The 20,409-nt window shown below is 39.3% G+C and carries 16 protein-coding genes; 6 read left to right on the top strand and 10 right to left on the bottom strand.

The window, feature by feature from the left end; all coding sequences use genetic code 11:
• Position 1: 1 nt before the first annotated feature.
• On the bottom strand, positions 2–1,282 hold the full coding sequence (gene bioA / locus RFX69_RS12805; protein WP_000131440.1) for an adenosylmethionine--8-amino-7-oxononanoate transaminase: 1,281 nt from the start codon (positions 1,280–1,282) through the stop codon (positions 2–4).
• 90 nt (positions 1,283–1,372) lie between these two features.
• A complete protein-coding gene (locus RFX69_RS12800) occupies positions 1,373–2,107 on the bottom strand; it encodes a hydrolase (RefSeq protein WP_289332886.1) in 735 nt (244 codons plus the stop codon).
• A 355-nt stretch (positions 2,108–2,462) separates the two neighbouring features.
• On the opposite strand from RFX69_RS12800, the gene otsB reads away from it, so the two are divergent.
• On the top strand, positions 2,463–3,314 hold the full coding sequence (otsB, locus tag RFX69_RS12795; protein WP_114253396.1) for a trehalose-phosphatase: 852 nt from the start codon (positions 2,463–2,465) through the stop codon (positions 3,312–3,314).
• Positions 3,302–4,732 (top strand): trehalose-6-phosphate synthase, encoded by a 1,431-nt coding sequence (locus RFX69_RS12790; RefSeq protein WP_289332885.1) that lies wholly within the window; start codon positions 3,302–3,304, stop codon positions 4,730–4,732. The genes otsB and RFX69_RS12790 overlap by 13 nt, the downstream gene beginning before the upstream one ends.
• 67 nt (positions 4,733–4,799) lie before the next feature.
• Here the strand turns inward: RFX69_RS12790 and RFX69_RS12785 are convergent, their stop codons facing one another.
• The 7 genes from RFX69_RS12785 to RFX69_RS12755 all read right to left on the bottom strand — a co-directional run bounded on the left by RFX69_RS12785 (position 4,800) and on the right by RFX69_RS12755 (position 15,383).
• On the bottom strand, positions 4,800–5,993 hold the full coding sequence (locus tag RFX69_RS12785; protein WP_001992131.1) for an MFS transporter: 1,194 nt from the start codon (positions 5,991–5,993) through the stop codon (positions 4,800–4,802).
• Between the two features lie 294 nt (positions 5,994–6,287).
• Entirely contained in the window at positions 6,288–6,752 is a 465-nt protein-coding gene (gene bfr / locus RFX69_RS12780) for a bacterioferritin (RefSeq protein WP_001214863.1), read from the bottom strand.
• Between the two features lie 252 nt (positions 6,753–7,004).
• Positions 7,005–9,041, bottom strand: coding sequence for an NAD-dependent DNA ligase LigA (gene ligA, locus RFX69_RS12775; protein WP_289332884.1), 2,037 nt, complete (start codon positions 9,039–9,041; stop codon positions 7,005–7,007).
• 94 nt (positions 9,042–9,135) lie between these two features.
• Positions 9,136–10,173 (bottom strand): cell division protein ZipA C-terminal FtsZ-binding domain-containing protein, encoded by a 1,038-nt coding sequence (locus RFX69_RS12770; RefSeq protein WP_289332883.1) that lies wholly within the window; start codon positions 10,171–10,173, stop codon positions 9,136–9,138.
• A gap of 1 nt (position 10,174) precedes the next feature.
• Complete coding sequence (gene smc / locus RFX69_RS12765) at positions 10,175–13,624, bottom strand: chromosome segregation protein SMC (protein ID WP_045900373.1); 3,450 nt, start codon at positions 13,622–13,624, stop codon at positions 10,175–10,177.
• 10 nt (positions 13,625–13,634) lie between these two features.
• On the bottom strand, positions 13,635–14,330 hold the full coding sequence (locus RFX69_RS12760; protein ID WP_289332882.1) for a GntR family transcriptional regulator: 696 nt from the start codon (positions 14,328–14,330) through the stop codon (positions 13,635–13,637).
• 249 nt (positions 14,331–14,579) lie between these two features.
• A complete protein-coding gene (locus RFX69_RS12755) occupies positions 14,580–15,383 on the bottom strand; it encodes a sulfite exporter TauE/SafE family protein (protein ID WP_000420176.1) in 804 nt (267 codons plus the stop codon).
• 30 nt (positions 15,384–15,413) lie between these two features.
• On the opposite strand from RFX69_RS12755, the gene RFX69_RS12750 reads away from it, so the two are divergent.
• Both RFX69_RS12750 and RFX69_RS12745 read left to right on the top strand, forming a co-directional pair.
• Positions 15,414–16,166, top strand: a complete 753-nt coding sequence (locus RFX69_RS12750) for a biotin--[acetyl-CoA-carboxylase] ligase (protein ID WP_000362828.1) — start codon at positions 15,414–15,416, stop codon at positions 16,164–16,166.
• Positions 16,167–16,181: 15 nt separating this feature from the next.
• Positions 16,182–16,919, top strand: coding sequence for a pantothenate kinase (locus RFX69_RS12745; protein ID WP_272247672.1), 738 nt, complete (start codon positions 16,182–16,184; stop codon positions 16,917–16,919).
• A 48-nt stretch (positions 16,920–16,967) separates the two neighbouring features.
• Here RFX69_RS12745 and ffh read toward each other — a convergent pair whose 3' ends face one another.
• Positions 16,968–18,377 (bottom strand): signal recognition particle protein, encoded by a 1,410-nt coding sequence (gene ffh, locus RFX69_RS12740; protein ID WP_000460626.1) that lies wholly within the window; start codon positions 18,375–18,377, stop codon positions 16,968–16,970.
• 140 nt (positions 18,378–18,517) lie between these two features.
• Here ffh and RFX69_RS12735 point away from each other — a divergent pair, with 140 nt between their 5' ends.
• Both RFX69_RS12735 and RFX69_RS12730 read left to right on the top strand, forming a co-directional pair.
• Positions 18,518–19,327 carry an inner membrane protein YpjD gene (locus RFX69_RS12735; protein WP_000624642.1) on the top strand — a complete coding sequence of 270 codons (810 nt, stop codon included), beginning with the start codon at positions 18,518–18,520 and terminating at the stop codon, positions 19,325–19,327.
• Between the two features lie 84 nt (positions 19,328–19,411).
• Positions 19,412–20,356 (top strand): tRNA-dihydrouridine synthase, encoded by a 945-nt coding sequence (locus tag RFX69_RS12730; protein ID WP_001984199.1) that lies wholly within the window; start codon positions 19,412–19,414, stop codon positions 20,354–20,356.
• Positions 20,357–20,409: the final 53 nt, after the last annotated feature.

Below are 20,409 nucleotides of genomic sequence, written 5' to 3'. Positions count from 1 at the left end.
CTTAATGTGCCCCCTGCATCGTTTTAACTACTTCAACCAACTGTTCGAGCAAGTCACTTAACTCTTGTTGAGTGATGACATAAGGCGGCATGACATAAACTAATTTTCCAAAAGGACGAATCCAGATTCCACGCTCTACAAATTGTTGCTGTAAAGTTTTCATATCGACATTAAAGGTGAGTTCTACCACACCAATTGCACCGAGCACTCGTACATCAGCAACATAATCAAGCTGATTTAAAGGCATTAAATATTGGCTAAGCTGTTGCTCAATTCGCTTAATATTGGCCTGCCAATCTTGCTCAATTAATAATTGCGTACTTTTTAAAGCAACGGCACAAGCGAGTGGATTGGCCATAAAAGTTGGGCCGTGCATAAATACCCCAGCCTCACCGCGACTAATGGTTTCTGCTACATACTTTGTCGTTAAGGTCGCAGACAAAGTCATATAACCGCCTGTTAACCCTTTACCTAGGCACATAATATCCGGCTCGACTTGAGCATGTTCCCAAGCAAAGAGCTTACCTGTACGGCCAAAACCAGTGGCAATTTCATCAAAAATTAACAACAGATGATATTTTTCACAAAGCGCTTTAGCCTGACGTAAATATTCAGGGTGATAAAAGCGCATGCCTCCTGCCCCTTGGACAATCGGCTCAATAATCAGTGCAGCAAGGTTTTCATGATTTTGCTGAATAGCTTGCTCTAACTCGGCAATATCTTCTCGGTTCCACTCCTCATGAAATTTGGTTTGCGGAGCTGCTACAAAAAGACGGTTCGGTAAGCTGGTACCAAAAATCTGATGCATGCCTGTCACTGGATCACAAACAGACATCGCATTCCATGTATCACCGTGATAACCAGAACGTGTAGTAATAAAATTTGTTTTTTGTGGCTGGCCTTGTGCTGTCCAGAATTGCACAGCCATTTTCAAAGCAACTTCAACGGCAACCGAACCTGAGTCTGCATAAAAAATTTTATCGAGACTCGGCGGTGTAATTTTTAAAAGAATTTTGCCAAGTTCAATAGCAGGATCATGAGTTAAACCGCCAAACATGATATGAGACATATTTTGTAGCTGGTCGGTCACTGCCTGATTAAGTTCAGGGTGGTTATAGCCATGAATTGCACACCACCAAGATGACATACCATCAATTAAAGTTCTACCATCATCAAGTTCAATCGTTGCCCCATAGGCACGCTTCACTTTAAATGTGGGTAAAGGTTGGGTCATTGAAGTATATGGATGCCAAATATGTTCCAAATCAAAATTATCGGTCATCCTCTATACCCTTTTACAGCAATCAAATCTTTCATTTAGCACATGTTAAACCTGTTAAGAATGAAAGAAAATTGCGAGATCAATCAAAGCTTATGAACTTTGCTGATGAATTGTTAAAAATTGGCAGATTTCTTCAATTGTTCTTTCTACCTGTAAGTAGGGAAAAGCATGTGTAGCATCTTTTATTAGCTTATAACTCATGTTTTCTGTCACTATATCTTTAAAATTTTCAACAATCTTGCAAGGAACGACATTATCTTGTTCAGCAAACAGGTGAAGCTGTCGTCCCGGATAGGTTTTCAAGTTATCTACCAAATTTAGCTGCTCAAGCATTTGCAAACCTTCTAACAACAGTTTATTTGAGGGCGGATTTGCTATGTTTTGTACACTAAGCCAATCTTGTTTTGCCTGAGATGAGCCAAGTGTAATTAAATAATAAAAACGTTTTAAAGTAGCTTGGGGATTCTGTAAAAAGGATGCTTTAAATTGACTAAATACATCAGCAGGCATAGCAGTATGCCACGAGGTATTAGCCACAAAACAAGGATTAGAGGCAAGCGTAATTAACGTTTTAGTTTGGCCCGTTTGTTTATAAAAAAAGTCAATCAGGTATGTTGCTAACTGTCCACCTAAAGACCAACCTACAACCACATCAATATCAGTTAAAAAATCAAGCTGCTCGTGAAAGTCACCACCTAAAACATTAAAAATATTAATAAGTTGCGTGTCATACCCAGCTTTCGTTAAACCTAATTTTAACGATTGCAAAGGTTCTATTCCTACTCCCCAACCTGTAATCAATAAAATTTTATTTTGTAACTTCATATGCACGCTCAAAGACAAATTTATGGAAATTATATATTAATATCAATTTAAAATATCTTTTAAAATCAATATAAAAATTGAATTCAAAAAATTAAAAACAACTATTTACGGCTGTTAAATATTCTGAAATATATTGATAAATAAGACCTAAAATATTTATATGAAATATACAAAAATTTAATTATCTAAACATTGAAGCAAATCAAAAAACAACATAATCCACACTTCACCCATAAATCCATCATGCAATGTAATTAATGTTAATACTTATGTTTTTTTATTAAAAAAAATGACTCATCAATTCATTTTAATGTTAGAAGATTAAATATTGATCAAAAAATATGGGCAGGCAAATATGAACAATCAAAGTATAATATCTGATGGGAGAGAAAAAGATACATATTTTGTTACACCCAATGATATTATAAATACCTTACCTACAGATAAAAATTATTGTTTATTTCTGGATATTGATGGAACATTAGCTCCATTTCAAATTCATCCTGAACATAGTTTTATTCCAAATACTACCTTAGAAGTTATAAAAAAAATTATTGAATTAAATATACCGGTGATTGCTGTAACAGGACGTGATGTTGAAACAGCAAGTAAGCTACTTCAGTCTATTGAATTACCTATAGCGGGCTTACATGGTTTAGATATTTATTTTGATTCTGATACTTATATTCGCCCAGATTTAAGCGATATTAATTTTCAAAAATTAAAAGAAGATATTATAAATTCTTGTGAAAAATATCCCGATTTATTAATTGAGGATAAAGGACATTCTATTGCTTTACATTATCGAAAAAACCCGGAATTAGAAAATAATGCAATTTATATTATGCAACAGATTAAATATTTTTATCCTCAATTAAAATTAAATAGAGGAAAATTTGTCGTTGAATTATTACCTAAACAGGCAGATAAAGGCAAAGCAATACAAACAATATTAAATCATCTTAATTTACCGCTAACCCATCCCATATTTATAGGAGATGATTTAACGGATGAAACAGGTTTCACTTTTATTAATCAACAGTTTGGCACTTCAATTAAAGTAGGTTCTGGTGAAACAGAAGCTCAATATAGATTAAAAGATATTAATAGTGTTTCTAATTTTCTTTTTTTCTTCCTAGAAAAAATAAAAAAGTTATACGTCAAAAATAGTCAAGATCAGAATGGAGAACAAATATGTCTAAATTAATCGTGTTATCGAATCGAATTAGTATGCCATCGGGTAAGGCTTCAGCAGGTGGCCTTGCAGTAGCTGTACAAGACGCATTAAATGATAGTAACGGCATTTGGTTAGGCTGGAATGGTCAGCAAATTACCGATACTGAAGCGCCTGAATTCGATCAGGCATATTCTCATGGGATCGACTACATTACCTGCCCTCTTACACATCAGCAATATGCACAGTACTACTGTGGTTTTGCCAATAAAGTATTATGGCCTGCCATGCATGATCGAGATGACCTGATCGAATATAATGCAGAAGAATATAATACCTACCAAAAGGTAAATCGTTTATTTGCTGAAAAATTACAGCAGATTACTCAGCCTGATGATCTGATTTGGGTGCATGACTATCACTTTTTCAGCGTAGCTCGTCATTGCCGTGAATTAGGTATGCAAAATAAAATCGGTTTCTTTTTGCATATTCCTTTCGCAAGCTTAAATATCTGGCGCAAGATCCCAGTTGCACTACAATTGGTCCAAGATCTTTGCCAATATGATGTGATTGGTTTACAAACTCAAACCGATCAGAACACCTGTATGCAAACTTGTATGGGCTTACTTGAAGCTCAAAAAATACTAAGCGACAGAATCAGTTATAAAAAACGTCAAATCTTGATTAAGTCCTATCCTATTGGTGTTCAACCAGAGCTTATTCAGCGCCAAGCACAACAGGCCTTTCATACCCCATACGTATTTAACTTTGAAGATATACCACGTCAAAAAACAATTATTGGGGTTGACCGGATTGATTATTCAAAAGGTTTACTTGAGCGTTTCAATGCATTTGCAACCTTTCTTGAAACTAATCCTGAATATCATGGATTGGTACGTCACCTTCAAGTTGCAACGCCTTCACGTACAGATATTCCGGCCTATCAACGCTTATACCAACGCTTTAAGGCCAAATTAGAACTGATTAATGAAGAGTTTGCTCATGAAGATTGGCGACCTATCGACTGTTGCTTCGACACAGTTCAACATGACAGCTTGATGCATATTTATCGTCGTTCTGACATTTGCTGGATTAGCTCATTACGTGATGGTATGAATTTGGTCGCAAAAGAATATATTGCGGCTCAAGATCCAGAGAACCCAGGTGTGCTGATTTTATCTAAATATGCCGGTGCTGCTGAACAAATGACTCAAGCATTGATTGTTGATCCATTAGATAGAGCAGCCATGATGGATTCTTTAAAAACCGCTCTAGAGATGTCTAAAGCTGAACGTATTAATCGTTATGAACAGTTAATAGAAGGTTTAGCAGCTACTGACCTGAGCGATTGGCGAAATAATTTCTTGAAGGATTTAGAAAATTCTCCGACATTCACAAAGTCTAAGTTGTCCTTACAAGAAAAGTATCAACCCACTTACCATGTCTTATAATAATTTAAGCTTATGGAACATCGAGGATGTTTTACTCGATGTTCCGCTGTTGGTAAGCAAGCTTAGATTACTTTGCCTTCACAAGAGTAAAGCGATTGAGTATAGCAATCATGGTTAATAAAACCGCCACTCCTGATAAGACAGTGGTTAGGCTAGTCCACTGGCCAATCAAACCAATTAAGGCCGGGCCACTTAATGAACCTGTATAAGCAATCGTTGACACTAAAGACAATGCCGCTGCTTTAGGCATATCATTTTGGCGTCCAACACGAGAGAACATGACTGGTACAATATTAGAACAGCCTAAACCTAAAAGTGCATAACCCAATACGACAACTTGCCAAACAGGTGCCATCACAATAGTGACCATAGCAAGAGCAGCAACAATTGCACTATAAGTCACAATAGTTTTCTCACCCCACTGTTTTAACAAGATATGGCCTGCAAAACGACCACTTGTCATACTAAGCGCGAAGAAAGTATAAGCCAGCCCAGCAAAGGCAGGATTAAGCTGGTATTTACTGGTTAAATAAATTCCCCCCCAATCCATTGCTGCACCTTCTGACAAAAAGGCAATAAAACACATCATCCCAATCAAAAGGATCGTACCGTTCGGACGTGAAGATTTTTTAGGCGCGTCAGTTATTTCCGCTGCACCTTGTTCATCTTGCTCAAATGTTGTTAAGGCAGATGGAATGGCAACAAAGCTCACCACCAATAAAACCATCACCACAGACAATGTGCTCATGAGTGGTGAAAGACCAATTGCTAATAGTGCTGTGACAAGCATGGCACCGATTAAACCGCCAAGGCTACACATACCATGAAAACTAGACATGAGCGCACGTAAGCTGTGCTTTTCCACCACAACTGCTTGTAAATTGATAGCAACACCAAGACTACCTGCTGCCGTACCAAAAATGAATAACGCTACAGCCATCGATACAAGACTATGCCAGATCGTTAAACTTGGTAGTAATACCATCAAGAGTATGGTCGCCACAGCAATTAATGGACGACATCCCCAACGCTTAACTAAAGCCCCTGTCGCAGGCATAGCAATCATTGAGCCGATTCCCATACAAAGCAGCAATAAACCAAAATTTGCGTGATTTAGGTTTAAACGTTGCTGAGCATACGGAATAAGTGGTGCCCATGCAGATATCGCAAAGCCCAAGCTAAAAAAGCTAAGACGAGTTGCTAATCGTTGTGTACTTAAGAGAGTAGCTGTATCTAAAACAGCAGGTTTGGAAAATAACATATACGCGAAGCTCACCATAAAACCATTGGCGATCCATACCAACCGATTCCCCATAGAAAAACCCTTGCCTCATTAAATTTCTAGGCAAGGGTTTTTGTTGGCGAAATTATATCCAATTCCACAAAAAAAACATGGGGTCTGATACAAATTTTCTGACTTTTTTGTAACTGCCAAAGCCTTATGTAGTAAGGCTTTGAATATATTCAATTTGGCAGAATTAACATTTAAATGGTGACTTCATTTTATTAAAATGAGCCAATGAAAAACCCAGCCTAAGCTGGGTTTTTCAAGTCATTAAATTTGAGACTGGATATAATTTTGTAGGCCAATCAGTTCAATTAAACGCAACTGTTTTTCAAGCCAATAAGTATGGTCTTCTTCAGTATCTGATAATTGTTGACGTAACATGTCACGACTGATGTAGTCGCCTTTTTCTTCACAAAGTTTAATACCTGTCGCTAATTTTTCACGCACATGATATTCAAGTGCTAAATCAGCTTTTAAGCAAGATACAACGTCTGTACCAACATTGATATCTTCACGATGCATGTTTGGTTTGGCACCTAAAAATAATACACGACGAATAATCGCATCGGCGTGAGACGCTTCTTCTTGCATCTCATGGTCAATACGTTCATAAATCTTGTTTAAGCCCCAATCTTCATACATACGAGAATGGATTAAATATTGATCACGGGCAGCCAACTCTCCGCCAATGAGCATATTTAAATAGTCTATGACTTCTGGATTGCCACGCATAATAAATCTCCTATCGTATGAGTCTATTATGGGCAAACTTAAAAATGATTGCAAAACAAAAAATAGTTAAGTTTATGATTTTTATCAAATTAAAATGAGAAACATACGCATTTGCAGTTTAAGTTATTTAAATTTCCTTTGCAAAAAGAAACGCTTGTCCGATTTATAAGCTCAGACAAGCGTTCAAATATGGCAAAAACCATCAATTTATAAATTTGTAACTAAAATCAATGGTTCTTATTCGCTAACCTTTTAGCTCAAAGTTTGCCCATAGCCTGCCATGAGTGATAAGAAATCTGTTTCATTCATGACAGGAATACCTAACTTTGCAGCTTTTTCTAATTTTGAACCCGCCTTCTCACCAGCAACTACACATTTCGTTTTGCTAGAAACACTCCCACTTACTCGTGCACCTAATGCTTGTAGCATTTGAGTGGCCTGATCACGGGTCATTTGCTCTAATGTACCTGTAAGTACCCAGCTTTCACCATTTAAAGGTTGTCGCGTTGGTGCTGTTGGCGCATCCCAATGAATTCCTGCGGCAATTAAACGATCGAGCACTTCAATGTTATGCGGTGCCAAGAAAAAGTCAGCAATCCACTCTGCTGTAATATCCCCTACATCTGGAGTTTTCTTTAAAGCTTCTACATTCGCAGCTTTAAGAGCCTCAAGTGTCTGAAATGTATTTGCTAACATTCTAGCCGTTGTTTCACCTACTCCACGAATACCTAATGCATAAATAAAACGTGCTAGAGTTGTTTTCTTACTTGCTTCAATCGCATCTATTAAGTTCTGTACTGACTTTTCTCCCATTTTTTCGATGCCCAACAGAGTTTCTCTGTGCTCATGCAAATGGTAAATATCAGCAACATCTTTAAGTAAATCGAGACGTAATAAAGATTCTACCCAACGATCTCCCAAACCCTCGATATCCATCGCTTTACGCGATACAAAGTGACGAATGGCTTCAATACGCTGTGCAGCACAATATAAACCGCCTGAACAACGTGCAAGAGCCTCACCTTCAGGCATCACTACAGGCGAAGCACATACTGGGCAGGACTCTGGTAAATGAACAACTTCTGCTTCAGCAGGACGGAACTCCGGCCAAACTTTTTCTACTTTAGGGATCACGTCACCCGTACGATATACACTTACCGTATCGCCAATGCGTACATCCAGACGATGAATTTCCCCAATATTATGCAACGTTACATTAGAAACAGTTACACCACCTACAAAAACAGGGTTTAAGCGTGCTACTGGTGTCAAAGTCCCTGTACGCCCTACTTGCCAGTCAATCTGCTCAACTGTAGTTAATGCAGCTTGTGCCGGGAATTTATAAGCAGTTGCCCAGCGTGGTTCACGACTTAAGAAACCAAGCTGCTGTTGCTGTTTTAGGTTATCAACCTTCACCACCATGCCATCAATTTCAACTTGCAAGTTTGGACGTTCTTGCTGAATTTGCTCATAGCGCTGCTGTACTTCTTGAATTGAATTACACAAGTACTGACGCTCAGCAATTTGGAACCCAAGTTCCGTTAACCATTGCAAGCTATCATGCATGGTTGTTAGGCCATGATTTGGTTCACACTGTGCAATCCCATACGCATAAAATGCCAAAGGTCGAGCAGCAGCAATATTTGGATCAAGTTGTCTTAAACTTCCAGCGGCTGCATTTCGAGGGTTAGCGAAGGTTTTTTCTCCCTTTGCTTCTTGGTCAGCATTGAGTTTTTCAAAACCAGACTTTGGCATCAATACTTCACCACGTACTTCAAGTAGACGAGGTATTTCATATTTTTCTGAATGCAGAACTTTAGGTAAGTTACGAATGGTTTTAACATTTTGAGTAATGACTTCACCCGTTTCGCCATCCCCACGGGTTACGCCGCGAACGAGTACACCATTTTCATACCATAGTGAAATCGCAAGGCCATCGAGTTTTAACTCAACTTCATATTGTACTTTCTGGTTCGGAAGTCGCTCTTCTACACGGCGTGCAAATGCAAATAAGTCTTCTTGGTTAAATACATTACCAAGTGAAAGCATTGGCACCACATGTGTCACACTCTCAAATTTTGAAAGCGCTTGACCACCTACTTTCGTTGTTGGTGAGTCGGCTTGTACAAGTTCCGGATATTGTTCTTCTAAAGCTTTTAACTGATGAAATAAATGATCATATTCACTGTCCGAGATTGTCGGCTGATCCATGACATAGTAGGCATGGTTATGCTTTGCAATCAGTTGAATAAGCTGACGCATCTGTTCGATCACGGAAGTTATTGCCATTATTTTATTCACCATAAAAAAGGGTGGAAATTTCTCCACCCTGAGCTGCGACTAGATATATTACAATTATCGCAACCTATACCAAAAATTTAAACTAGGCTGTTTCCTGTGCTGGACGATAATCAATCACATGATGGCGCCAATGTTCTTTTAACTGTGGCGTAAATTCAAGGTTATTTTCATCATAAACCTTACCATCAATTTCACGAGCAATAAGGCCTGCAATACTGGTCATCATGTCAAAACCGGTAACAGCTTTGCTGTTTGGAAGTGCAAGGAAAAATGCTAAGCCTTGAACTTGTTCAGTCGATAAAGTTTCTAAATCGAAACCAGCAGGACCATTATCAGTCATACGCAATACAGAGAACATCAATGCACTTGGCTCATCGGTATTTTCATAGCGGTGGAAACAAGACATTTCACCGTAACGTAGACCATATTTTAAAAGCACTTTCAGTGCTTTATCACCCGATAACGCACGGCGCGGATTTGGATATACATTTAATGCGATAATCTGCTCAGCCATTGCTAACGCACTTTCGTCATCAAAACGCTGCTGCTCATGTAAATGTACATCAAGAATGTTGCTTTCACCATCAAACTCAGCAATTTCAGCAGTTTCGATATTTGGATTTAAGCTTAATTCCGGCTCAGTTTTCGGTTGCACTTCTGCAACTTTTGGTTCTGATGAGCTAACAACTTCTGGTTCAGTAGAAACGGTATCAACTAACTCAACTGAACTATTTTCACTTACAGTTGGGCTAACAGTATTTTCTTCAGCTTTAACTTCTTCTACTTCTACTGGCGTATTTTCAACGGGTACTTGTGTCTGGACTGTTTGAGCTTGTGAAGCCTGTTCTAGTTCTTTTGTTCCCTTTTCTTCTGACTGTGCCGGCTCGCTTAAAGTTGGTTCCACTCGTTCAGCAACGGCTGCTGACGCAACAGTAACTTCTGGCTGTTCAAGTTGATCTCGTACATGACGAGGGATAACCGGTTGATTACTTTCAGGATTAATATGCAAATCACTGTCTAGCGAGGGTTCAGCATGGTTCGGCTTTTTTAAAATCATTCTTAAGCCAACTAGCATGATAATAATGGCAACAACGATGCCAATAATCGTATTGATTTCCATTCTATGACTCCGAAACTAACCCGTATTCTTTTGCCTGTTCTAAATTGACAGTGACTAATTTTGATGTACCCGGTTCAGGCATGGTTACACCCAACAAGTCAGTTGCCATGGTCATCGCCAGCTTATTATGTGTAATGTAAATGAATTGTACATGTTCAGAAAGCTCTTTTACCAAATTACAATATCTCTGTACATTCGCATCGTCGAGTGGAGCGTCCACTTCATCGAGTACACAAAACGGTGCCGGATTTAACCTGAAAATAGCAAATACTAATGCTAACGCTGTTAACGCTTTTTCTCCACCGGAAAGTAATGCCAGAGAACTGTTTTTCTTACCCGGTGGTCTCGCCATGAGCTTAACCCCAGATTGCCAATCATCCTCAAGACTTAAACTGGCTTCACCACCATTAAAAACTTTTGGAAATAGATTTTGTAACTCTTGATTAATCTGATCAAAAGTCGACATAAACAACTTACGGGTTTCTTGGTCAATGCTCTTCATCGCATCTTTTAACTGAGTTACCGTATTTTCCAAGTCTTGAATTTGGTGGCTCAACTCATCAAAACGCTGAGAAACTTCTTCAAACTCTTGTGAAGCAGCTAAGTTAACTGCACCGATTTTTTCAAACTGTTTCTGTACTTTTTCTAGTTTTTGCTGGTGTTCAGTTAAATCTATTTTCAAACCCGTTTGAAGCTCGGCATTTAACTCTTTGAGCTGTTCTTGATAGTGCTCACGATCCGACTTGGCGGCTTGCCATGCTAAACGTTTGGCTTCAAGCTGCTCTCTAAGCTTTTCATCTTGCTGTTGGTATTGATGGCGTTGGTCTGTAAGCGTTTGTTGCTTCTCTTGGACACTATTAAGCTCAATCTGCCATTCATTCCATGTCTTTTGCAGCTTTTCGGTTTGAGCAAATTGTTGTTGAAACTCTGACTCAAGGTTTGGCAGCTCTAACTGAATAGGGTCCACAAACTTTTTCGCCTGTTCCATTTGCGCTGTAATTTGTTGATATTGGCTCTGCAAGAAAGAAATATCTTTTTCAAGTAGCTCAATCTGTTGAGTTGTCTGCGTACTATTACGTCGTAAAATCTCGCGCTCTTGCTGCTGCTGTTGCAAGACTTGTTGCTGTTCTTCAAGCTGCTCTGTTAATTCTTCTACCTGAAATTGTAAAGTTTTATAGTCAGGTAAAATGGTTTCGAGCTTCATTGCCAATGCATGCAAATCAATTTCCAGATCATCTTTTTGCATCGCATCTTCTTCAAGCTGTGTATCTAATTGAGCGAGTTGATCTTTCAATTGCTGTTTTTGCAATAAAAATGCTTGTGCTGCGGTTTGTTGCTTGGCAATTTGTACATCAAGCTGTTGCAAGTCTTTTTGTTTTTGTTTAATGACTTGTTGTTTTTGCTGTAAGTCAACTTGTAGCTGTCCCAACTCATCTTTTTGCTGAGCTACAATTTGATCTAATGCTTGTAATTCTGGTTGCTGCTTTTGAAGAACTTGTTCAATTTCGTCTAGACGAATACGATGACTGAGCATACCTTGCGCACTTTGGCTTTCGTCATCATACATAAGAGCAATTACCCAATCTTGCCCGACATGATAACCATCTAAAGTCAAAATAGACTGGCCATATTGCAGTTGTTTTTGTTCATTTAAAGCATGAGATAAATCTTGTGCAATTGCTACATTCGAGAATATTGATAGCTGTGGCGATGCAATCCAATCATTCAAGCAAATCAGGTTCCCCTTAAATTTGCTTGATTGCTCTGAAGGCTTTAACTGGCGAGCAATTCCTTCCTGAAAGGCTTGTTCAGTTTCAACAATATGTGCCTGCAACCATTTTGCTAAAAACTTTTCAATAATCTGCGCGTGTGGTTTGCCCTGCTCTGTTAACTCTAAAGCCTGCATTAAACGTAGCGTATCTTGGTTTTGCTTTGGACTTTGTTTAGCAACAAGCTGGCTTAAGTTTTTCTGCTCTGATAATAAGACCTGTATTTCTGTTTTTAACGTTTGCTGCTGGTTTTTATTTGCCTGATACGATTGTTGAGCTTGTTCAATACGCTGCACATACTGCTCAATTTCCGCTTCTAGCGTTGAGATTTCAAGACAAAGCTGCTGCTGTAATTGCTCAAGCTCGCCTTGTTCATCTTCGTGTACTTGCGATTGGATCTGGTTTGCTTGATGTTGCAGCGTTTCTTTTTGCTGTTCAATGCGCTGAACATTTTTGCCTAATTGCTCGATTTGAGCAGACATTTGCATTTTTTGCTGCTGTTGTTTTTCAACCTGAGCTTTTACTTGCTCAAATTGTTGCTGCGCTTGCCGTTGCTGTGATTGTAAACCGGCAAAACTTTGCTCTGCTTCAGCTGCTGTATGCTCAATTGCAGTTAAAGCTTCGGTTTGCTCTTCTAACTGGCTATTCAGTGTTTCGAGTTGCAATTCAGAAAGCTGTAAACGTTCTTTAGTTTGGGCTTTTTGCTGTTCTAACTGAACGAGAGTTGTACTATTTTGCTGAAATAAACTTTGTTTTTGCTCTAGAGTCATTTTCAGTTCAGACAGTTTCTTTTCAGCTTGTTGCCATTCTTGCTGTAACGGTGAAGATTGCTGAATAAGTCTCTGAAATAAAGCACTGGTAGATTCTAAATCATGTTCAATCGTACTTAATTCTGAACGAACTAATTTAAAAGTTTCCCCCAGTTCATTCATTTGAACGGTATATTCTTCTTGTAGACGTACACTTTTCTCTGCCTGAAAAGACAAAATTTCAATTTTGAGTGTACGAATCTGGCTTTCTAATGTTTTATATTGAACTGCTGCTTCTGACTGGCGTTTAAGCGTTTTAAGCTGCGATTTTAACTCAAGCGCAATATCTTCCAAGCGTGAAAGGTTTTGCTCCGTATGTTCAAGATGTTGCAAGGTTTCGCGTCGACGCGCTTGATAGCGTGAAACACCTGCCGCTTCTTCAATGAAAATACGCATTTCTTCAGGCTTGGCATCAACCAAGCGGTTGATCATGCCTTGTTCAATGACTGCGTAAGAGCGTGGCCCTAACCCTGTTCCCAAGAAAATGTCAGTAATATCACGGCGGCGGCAACGTGTACCATTTAAGAAATACTCAGATTTACCTTCGCGAGTCACCTGACGACGAACTGCGAGCTCATTATAAGCGTTATAAGCTCCACCTAATTTGCCATAGGTATTGTCAAAACGCAGTTCTACACTGGCAACCCCAACAGGCTTACGCTTGGATGTTCCGGTAAAAATAACATCTTGCATGCTACCACCACGCAGCTGACGAGCGTTTGACTCCCCCATCACCCAGCGGATCGCATCAATAACATTGGATTTGCCACAACCATTTGGACCAACCACTGCTGTGCGGTTCGCCTTAAAATTTAAAGTTGTACTATCTGCAAAAGATTTAAAGCCGGAAAGTTTTAAACTGCTTAAACGCATAATGCCCTAACTAGCGGCGTGAGCGTCTCGCCCAAGCCAATTCAATCTGTTTCATTCGTGTCAGCGATTCCAACACAAGGTTACGTAAGTGTCGACAAAAATCTTCCATAAATAAAGCAGCTTGTTGTGATTTTCGGATTAAAATTGCATCAGTCACGAGTTTAAATAATGCAAACGCTTCTTGTACTTCCCGTTTAGAGGTATTTAGCGTCAAAAAATAACTACGACGTAATGATGGTAATAATTCTTTATAAAATTTCATTAAATAAGGATTACCGACCATATCTTGTTGTTCAGCAAGATATTGGAAAATAGCATCGTAGAATTTTTCGATATCGCCTGCTTTTACATGCTCAAGAAGCTGTTCTAACAAGAGCTGTAATTGATCAGCTTCATGGGCACGCCATGTTTCGCTTATGCGTTGTACAATATGCCCCAATAACATCATATTTGTATCAAACAACGCTTTGACCTGTTGTGCCGACATTTCCGAAACAATTGCACCACGACGCGGAAAAATTTCAATGAGATGCGTACGCTCGAGTAATAATAGCGCCTCACGAACTGATCCCCTACTTACGTCAAGTTCTTTAGCGATACGAAGCTCTTGTATGCGTTCGCCTTCAACCAATTCGCCACTAATAATCTGTTCGCTAATATATTTGACAATTTGCTCAGAAAGACTTTCTGTCTCTTCGAGATTCATAAATCACCCGCTACTTTTTATATGCATTAATCCATGCTTTTCTTTCGCATCCTTGTTTTTAACTGATCCCATCCATTAAAAACTATGTCATTGTCTGACAATTTTATTGCATTTTAAGCCAACCCACCCAAAATCCATACACAAATCGGATGAAAAACTCACCGTTAATCTTTTCAAGTCTTCAAATAAAAAAAGCTTAAACCGTGAGAGTCTAAGCTTTCTTTTCTATATATTTTTAATAAAACGTTTTTAATTCATAAAACCTTTATAAATAAAGTAACTGCCGACCACGACTAACAAGCAAGCAAAGCATTTTTTTAGCATTTGTGGTGACAATGCGTGGGCAACCTTAGCCCCAAGTTTAGCAGTGACAAAACTCATGACACTAATACCAATAAAAGCGTAGATATGGATATATCCAATTGTATTAGGTACAGAAATGTGCTCTTTAGCACCAAACCACATAAAACCAATTGCACCTGCAATAGCAATAGGTAAACCACAAGCAGCAGAGGTCGCAACTGCTTTTTGCATGACTACGCCATGACGGTTTAAATATGGGACAGTTAAGCTTCCGCCTCCAATACCAAAAATTGCAGAGGCAATACCAATGCCTCCACCCGCCATAAATTGCATAGGTGTTGAAGGAAGCTGACGTGTTGGGTCAACCACAACATGGGCTCCTTTGAACATCCGATAAGCCATCACAACAGCAAAGACACCAATAAGAAGCTGTAAATGCTGTCCAGACAAGAGGTCGGCAATACCTGCACCTAAAAAGGAACCAATCACTAGTCCCGGTGCTAAATTACGAAAAACAGGCCAGAGGACTGCACCTTTTTTATGATGAGCCGAAACTGAACTAAAGGAAGTCACAATAATGGTTGCTAGGGAGGTTCCGACTGCAATATGCATGATTACCGCGGGATCATAGTGCAACTGGGTAAAAACGACATAGAGAATTGGTACAATAATTAGTCCACCACCAACTCCAAACAGTCCGGCAGTAAAACCAGCAATTGCGCCAATGAGTAAATATATGATTAACTCCATAAATGTTTTACCACTCTGCTCATATTCAACATGGATTTAGAGACTCGCCAACTACAACAACTTTTAAGCGCAAAAAACCAGCTTCCAGAAGTGGTTTTATTAAAAGCAACCACAACTTCGACCAATGATGATATTCGTGAAATTGCCCAAAAAGGCATTACAACAGGCTTGGTTTGCAGTGCTCAACAAACTCAAGGGCGAGGTCAACATCAACGGCAATGGATTTCACCTGAAGGAAACATTTATTTAAGCACATTGGTGCAAACTCGAACACCCTTAGATGGTCGCTTAGCACTTGAAGTTGCGTTGAATATTTTACAAATTCCACAGCTACAACCTTTGAGCCTACAAGTGAAATGGCCAAATGATTTGTATAGTACACAAGGAAAATGGGGCGGAATTTTGGTTGAACCTCTTTCCCAACATCAGGCGATTGTGGGTGTAGGTATTAATTTAAAAACACCACCAGTCACTGATAGTGATCAACCGATCACGTCTCTAGAAGATTTAGGCCTAGAGCAAATGAGTCGTCTTGAGTTAATTTCGGAGCTTTATGTTGCAATTCAAAATGCAGCCCGCTGGTTTGATCATGGTTGTTATAACCTTGCAGGACGTTTTAACCACCATGCAGCATGGCTTAATCAGTTAGTTCAGTTCGAACATAGTCAAGGACTGGTATATGGCCGTTTCGTTGGAATCTCTAATGAAGGTGCGGTGATTCTTGAAACTCCTGAACCACAGCAGTTTTATCAAGGTCGTCTAAGACCACAAACCACTCAGTAATCAGGTATTTTTCCCATGAAAAGTTTATGGCTTGATATCGGAAACACCCGTTTAAAATACTGGATTACTGAAAATCAGCAAATTATTGAACATGCAGCTGAGTTACATTTACAGTCTCCTGCCGATTTATTACTGGGATTAATCCAACACTTTAAACATCAAGGCTTGCATCGTATTGGGATTTCTTCGGTTCTCGATACCGAAAATAATCAGCGTATTCAGCAAATTCTAAAATGGCTAGAAATTCCTGTTATTTTTGCCAAAGTGCATGCTGAATATGCAGGTTTACAATGTGGCTATGAAGTTCCAAGTCAGCTCGGGATTGACCGCTGGCTACAGGTACTCGCTGTTGCTGAGGAAAAAGAAAACTATTGCATTATTGGTTGTGGAACAGCGCTTACCATTGATTTAACCAAAGGCAAACAGCATTTAGGCGGTTATATTCTGCCAAACCTTTATTTACAGCGTGATGCACTGATTCAAAATACCAAAGGCATTAAAATTCCTGATTCGGCTTTTGATAATCTAAATCCAGGCAATAACACCGTAGATGCAGTACATCATGGTATTTTACTGGGCCTCATTAGTACGATTGAAAGCATTATGCAACAATCACCTAAGAAACTACTCCTCACAGGTGGCGATGCTCCTCTTTTTGCAAAATTTCTACAGAAGTACCAACCTACTGTTGAAACAGATCTTTTACTTAAAGGGTTGCAACAATATATTGCTTATCATCCTAAAGATGAATAAATACTCTGCAAAATAAAAGGCGCTCTAGGCGCCTTTTATTTTATGGTTTTATTTCTTTTGGTCGTTGTTACCAAATAGTGGTCCCATACCGCCGCCACCGCCAAATTGTTTTTGCATATTGCCTAATGAACGCATCATTTTGCTCATACCAGATGGATTCGCAAACTTCTTCATCATTTTGGCCATTTGTGCTTGTTGCTTAATGAGTTTATTCACTTCAGCAACATCCATACCACAACCTGCCGCAATACGCTTTTTACGACTTGGGTTCATTAAGTCCGGATTACGGCGCTCTTTAACAGTCATTGACTGGATAATCGCTTCCATCTTCTTGACTTGTTTTTCAGGGTTCGCTTGCTCAATTGCTTGCTGAATTCCTGCACTGCTCATGCCTGGCAACTTGTCTAAGAAGCCCATCATGCCGCCCATCTTCTTCATTTGCTCAAATTGCATCAGCATATCTTCAAAGTTGAAGCTGCCGCCTTTTTGCAATTTTTTCGCCATTTTTTCGGCTTTTTCTTTGTCGATTTTACGTTCAACTTCTTCGACTAAAGAAAGTACGTCACCCATACCTAAAATACGTTGGGCAACACGATCCGGATGGAATGGTTCTAAAGCATCAAGCTTTTCGCCCATACCTAAGAACTTAATTGGCTTACCGGTAATAGCACGCACAGAAAGTGCCGCACCGCCACGCGCATCACCATCAGTTTTAGTAAGAATCACACCTGTAAGTGCTAAAGCATCATTGAATGCTTTTGCTGTATTTGCAGCATCCTGACCTGTCATGGCATCAACCACGAACAGAGTTTCAGTTGGCTTAACTGCTGCATGTAACTCTTTAATTTCATCCATCATGTCTTCATCGACATGTAAACGACCCGCTGTATCGACAATCAACACATCAGCAAACTGGATTTTTGCCTGTTCAATTGCACGGTTAACAATATCAATTGGTTTTTCAGAAGGATCTGATGGAATAAAGCCTGCACCAACTTCTGCTGACACAGTTTCTAACTGTTTAATCGCTGCCGGACGATAAACGTCGGCAGAAACGGTCATTACTTTTTTCTTTTGACGTTCTTTTAAGAAACGTGCCAACTTGGCTGCTGTAGTTGTTTTACCTGCACCTTGTAAACCAGCAAGTAATACCACAACTGGAGGCTTAGCACTTAAATCCAGTGTTTCATTAGCCTCACCCATCATCTTGGTGAGTTCATCATAGACAATTTTTACAAATGCCTGGCCTGGAGATAACTGCGTCATCACTTCTTGGCCCAATGCCTCTTCCTTAACTTTCGCGATAAATTCACGAGTTACAGGTAACGCGACATCGGCTTCAAGAAGAGCCATACGTACTTCACGTAAGGTATCTTTAATATTGTCTTCGGTCAGCTGCCCTGAGCCAGTAACATTTCTTAAACTCTGCGTGAGTCGTTCTGTTAAGGTATCAAACATTGCAAAATCCGCTTAAAATGGCTAGTTGCAAAAAAATCTTTCTCGAAATAGAAAATTTATGCATAGAATGCTATAGGATACTTTAGTTCGCAGCGAATTTATATCTTATCTAGATGAATTAATCCTGAAAAAGGTTTGACATGATTAGCCTCCCCTTGGTTTACACAATTTTGGCACTCATCGCATATACCACTTCTTTCTGGTATCTGTTCATACGTTTAATGTCAAAACGTGAACCAAACCCATGGTTATTTGCTTTTGTTACGACCTTAGCACTGCTGTTACATGGCACAGTTTTATGTCATGCCATGCTGACGCCATCAGGAATTAACTACGATGTTTTTAATCTGGTGTCTTTTACATCAGGACTTATGTTGTTGTTAAGCTTAGTTTTTAGTACTTTCCGCCCGATTGTACCCTTAAACTTGCTCGGCATTCCTGTAGCGGCGATTGGTCTTATTTTAGGTTTTGCATTTAGCCGTCCCGATCAGTTTATTGAACAGCATTCATTAGGTTTAGATACTCATATTATTCTTTCACTTTCTGCTTATGCTGTTTTACTGATGGCAACCATACATGCGATCTTGATATGGTTCCAAAACCGTGAACTCAAAAAGAAACAAAAAAAACGTATTTGGGTCAATTTACTTCCATCCATTCAGGCCATGGAGTCTTTATTATTTGACCTCATCATTACTGGTTTTATTTTATTAACCATTGCTCTCGCGTTTGGTTTCTTAACAGTTGATAGCTTCTTTGCCCAGCATCTCGCTCATAAAACCGTATTTAGTATTATTTCATGGTTTATTTATGGCTCTTTATTGATTGGCCACTATAAACTTGGCTGGCGCGGACAAAAAGCGATTCGTTTTACCTTAATTGGTTTTGCATTATTAGCGATCGGTTTTATTGGCAGTAAATTTGTGCTTGAGATGATATTGGGTCGATAAAACAATTAAAATTTCAGCACTACTAGACAGCGTTATACATATCCCGTATAACGCTGTTTTTGTTTTGCTCAGGTGACTCAGACTGTGAAACTCATACTCGCTCCAATGGAAGGTTTAACTGACCCGATCATGCGGGATACACTCACATCTGTTGGTCACTTCGACTGGTGTGTAACCGAGTTTATTCGCGTTACAGACAGTATTTTGCCAGACCATATTTACTATAGTTTTTGTCCTGAACTTAAAAATGATGGTAAAACAGCTGCTGGAACACCTGTACACGTTCAGTTCTTAGGCAATAATCCAGAGATGCTTGCAGCAAATGCGGCAAAAGTCGTTGAGCTGGGTGCTCCTGCAATTGACCTTAATTTTGGTTGTCCTGCAAAAACCGTTAATCGACATCGAGGTGGTTCGGTACTTCTTGATGAACCAGACGTAGTACATATGCTCATTAAAGCTGTTCGAGATGCTGTACCTGCGCACATCCCTGTTTCAGCAAAAATGCGTTTAGGTTATCTAGATGAAAACCACACCATGGAAAACGCCCATGCTGTTGAAGATGCGGGTGCAAGCTGGTTAACTGTACATGCTCGAACTAAAGCAGATGGTTATACGCCACCAGCTTATTGGGAAAAAATTCTGCCTATTAAAGAAGCTTTAAAAATTAATGTGATTGCTAACGGCGAAATCTGGACCAATGCTGATGCTAGAGCTTGCCAGCAACAATCTGGCTGTGAAGATTTAATGATTGGCCGTGGTGCAGTGACTACTCCAGATTTAACACAATGTATTCGCCAAAATATGGATGAAGCACTGTTTACTTGGGAACAACTGGTTGACTTACAAATTCGTTTTTTAAATGGTCAAGCAAAAACAGAAATTGGGATGGTTGGCCGTTATAAGCAGTGGTTAGGTATGATGACCAAAGCCTATCCTCAAGCGAAAGAATTATGGGACCAAGTGAAACGCATTAAAGCTTTAGATGAAATTGTTCAGCAGCTAGAGCAAACCAGTTCTTCTCGTATTTAATCACTCAAACAAAAGAGAGCGATTGTTTAGACAACCGCCCTCTTTTGGTATTT

The sequence above is a fragment of the Acinetobacter sp. 148 genome (assembly GCF_031196675.1).
Classification (GTDB): domain Bacteria; phylum Pseudomonadota; class Gammaproteobacteria; order Pseudomonadales; family Moraxellaceae; genus Acinetobacter; species Acinetobacter baumannii.
The sequence above is the reverse complement of the archived record's forward strand: the minus strand, read 5'-3'. Positions and strand labels throughout refer to the sequence as shown.

Bases quoted from the DNA above. Each gene is read 5' to 3' on its own strand.
- RFX69_RS12800 (WP_289332886.1), bottom strand. From the start codon at position 2,107: ATGAAGTTACAAAATAAAATTTTATTGATTACAGGTTGGGGAGTAGGA.
- ffh (WP_000460626.1), bottom strand. From the start codon at position 18,377: ATGTTTGATACCTTAACAGAACGACTCACGCAGAGTTTAAGAAATGTT.
- RFX69_RS12735 (WP_000624642.1), top strand. From the start codon at position 18,518: ATGATTAGCCTCCCCTTGGTTTACACAATTTTGGCACTCATCGCATAT.
- otsB (WP_114253396.1), top strand. From the start codon at position 2,463: ATGAACAATCAAAGTATAATATCTGATGGGAGAGAAAAAGATACATAT.
- ligA (WP_289332884.1), bottom strand. From the start codon at position 9,041: ATGGCAATAACTTCCGTGATCGAACAGATGCGTCAGCTTATTCAACTG.
- RFX69_RS12770 (WP_289332883.1), bottom strand. From the start codon at position 10,173: ATGGAAATCAATACGATTATTGGCATCGTTGTTGCCATTATTATCATG.
- RFX69_RS12755 (WP_000420176.1), bottom strand. From the start codon at position 15,383: ATGGAGTTAATCATATATTTACTCATTGGCGCAATTGCTGGTTTTACT.
- smc (WP_045900373.1), bottom strand. From the start codon at position 13,624: ATGCGTTTAAGCAGTTTAAAACTTTCCGGCTTTAAATCTTTTGCAGAT.
- bfr (WP_001214863.1), bottom strand. From the start codon at position 6,752: ATGCGTGGCAATCCAGAAGTCATAGACTATTTAAATATGCTCATTGGC.
- RFX69_RS12760 (WP_289332882.1), bottom strand. From the start codon at position 14,330: ATGAATCTCGAAGAGACAGAAAGTCTTTCTGAGCAAATTGTCAAATAT.
- RFX69_RS12745 (WP_272247672.1), top strand. From the start codon at position 16,182: ATGAAAAGTTTATGGCTTGATATCGGAAACACCCGTTTAAAATACTGG.
- RFX69_RS12785 (WP_001992131.1), bottom strand. From the start codon at position 5,993: ATGTTATTTTCCAAACCTGCTGTTTTAGATACAGCTACTCTCTTAAGT.
- RFX69_RS12750 (WP_000362828.1), top strand. From the start codon at position 15,414: ATGGATTTAGAGACTCGCCAACTACAACAACTTTTAAGCGCAAAAAAC.
- RFX69_RS12790 (WP_289332885.1), top strand. From the start codon at position 3,302: ATGTCTAAATTAATCGTGTTATCGAATCGAATTAGTATGCCATCGGGT.
- bioA (WP_000131440.1), bottom strand. From the start codon at position 1,282: ATGACCGATAATTTTGATTTGGAACATATTTGGCATCCATATACTTCA.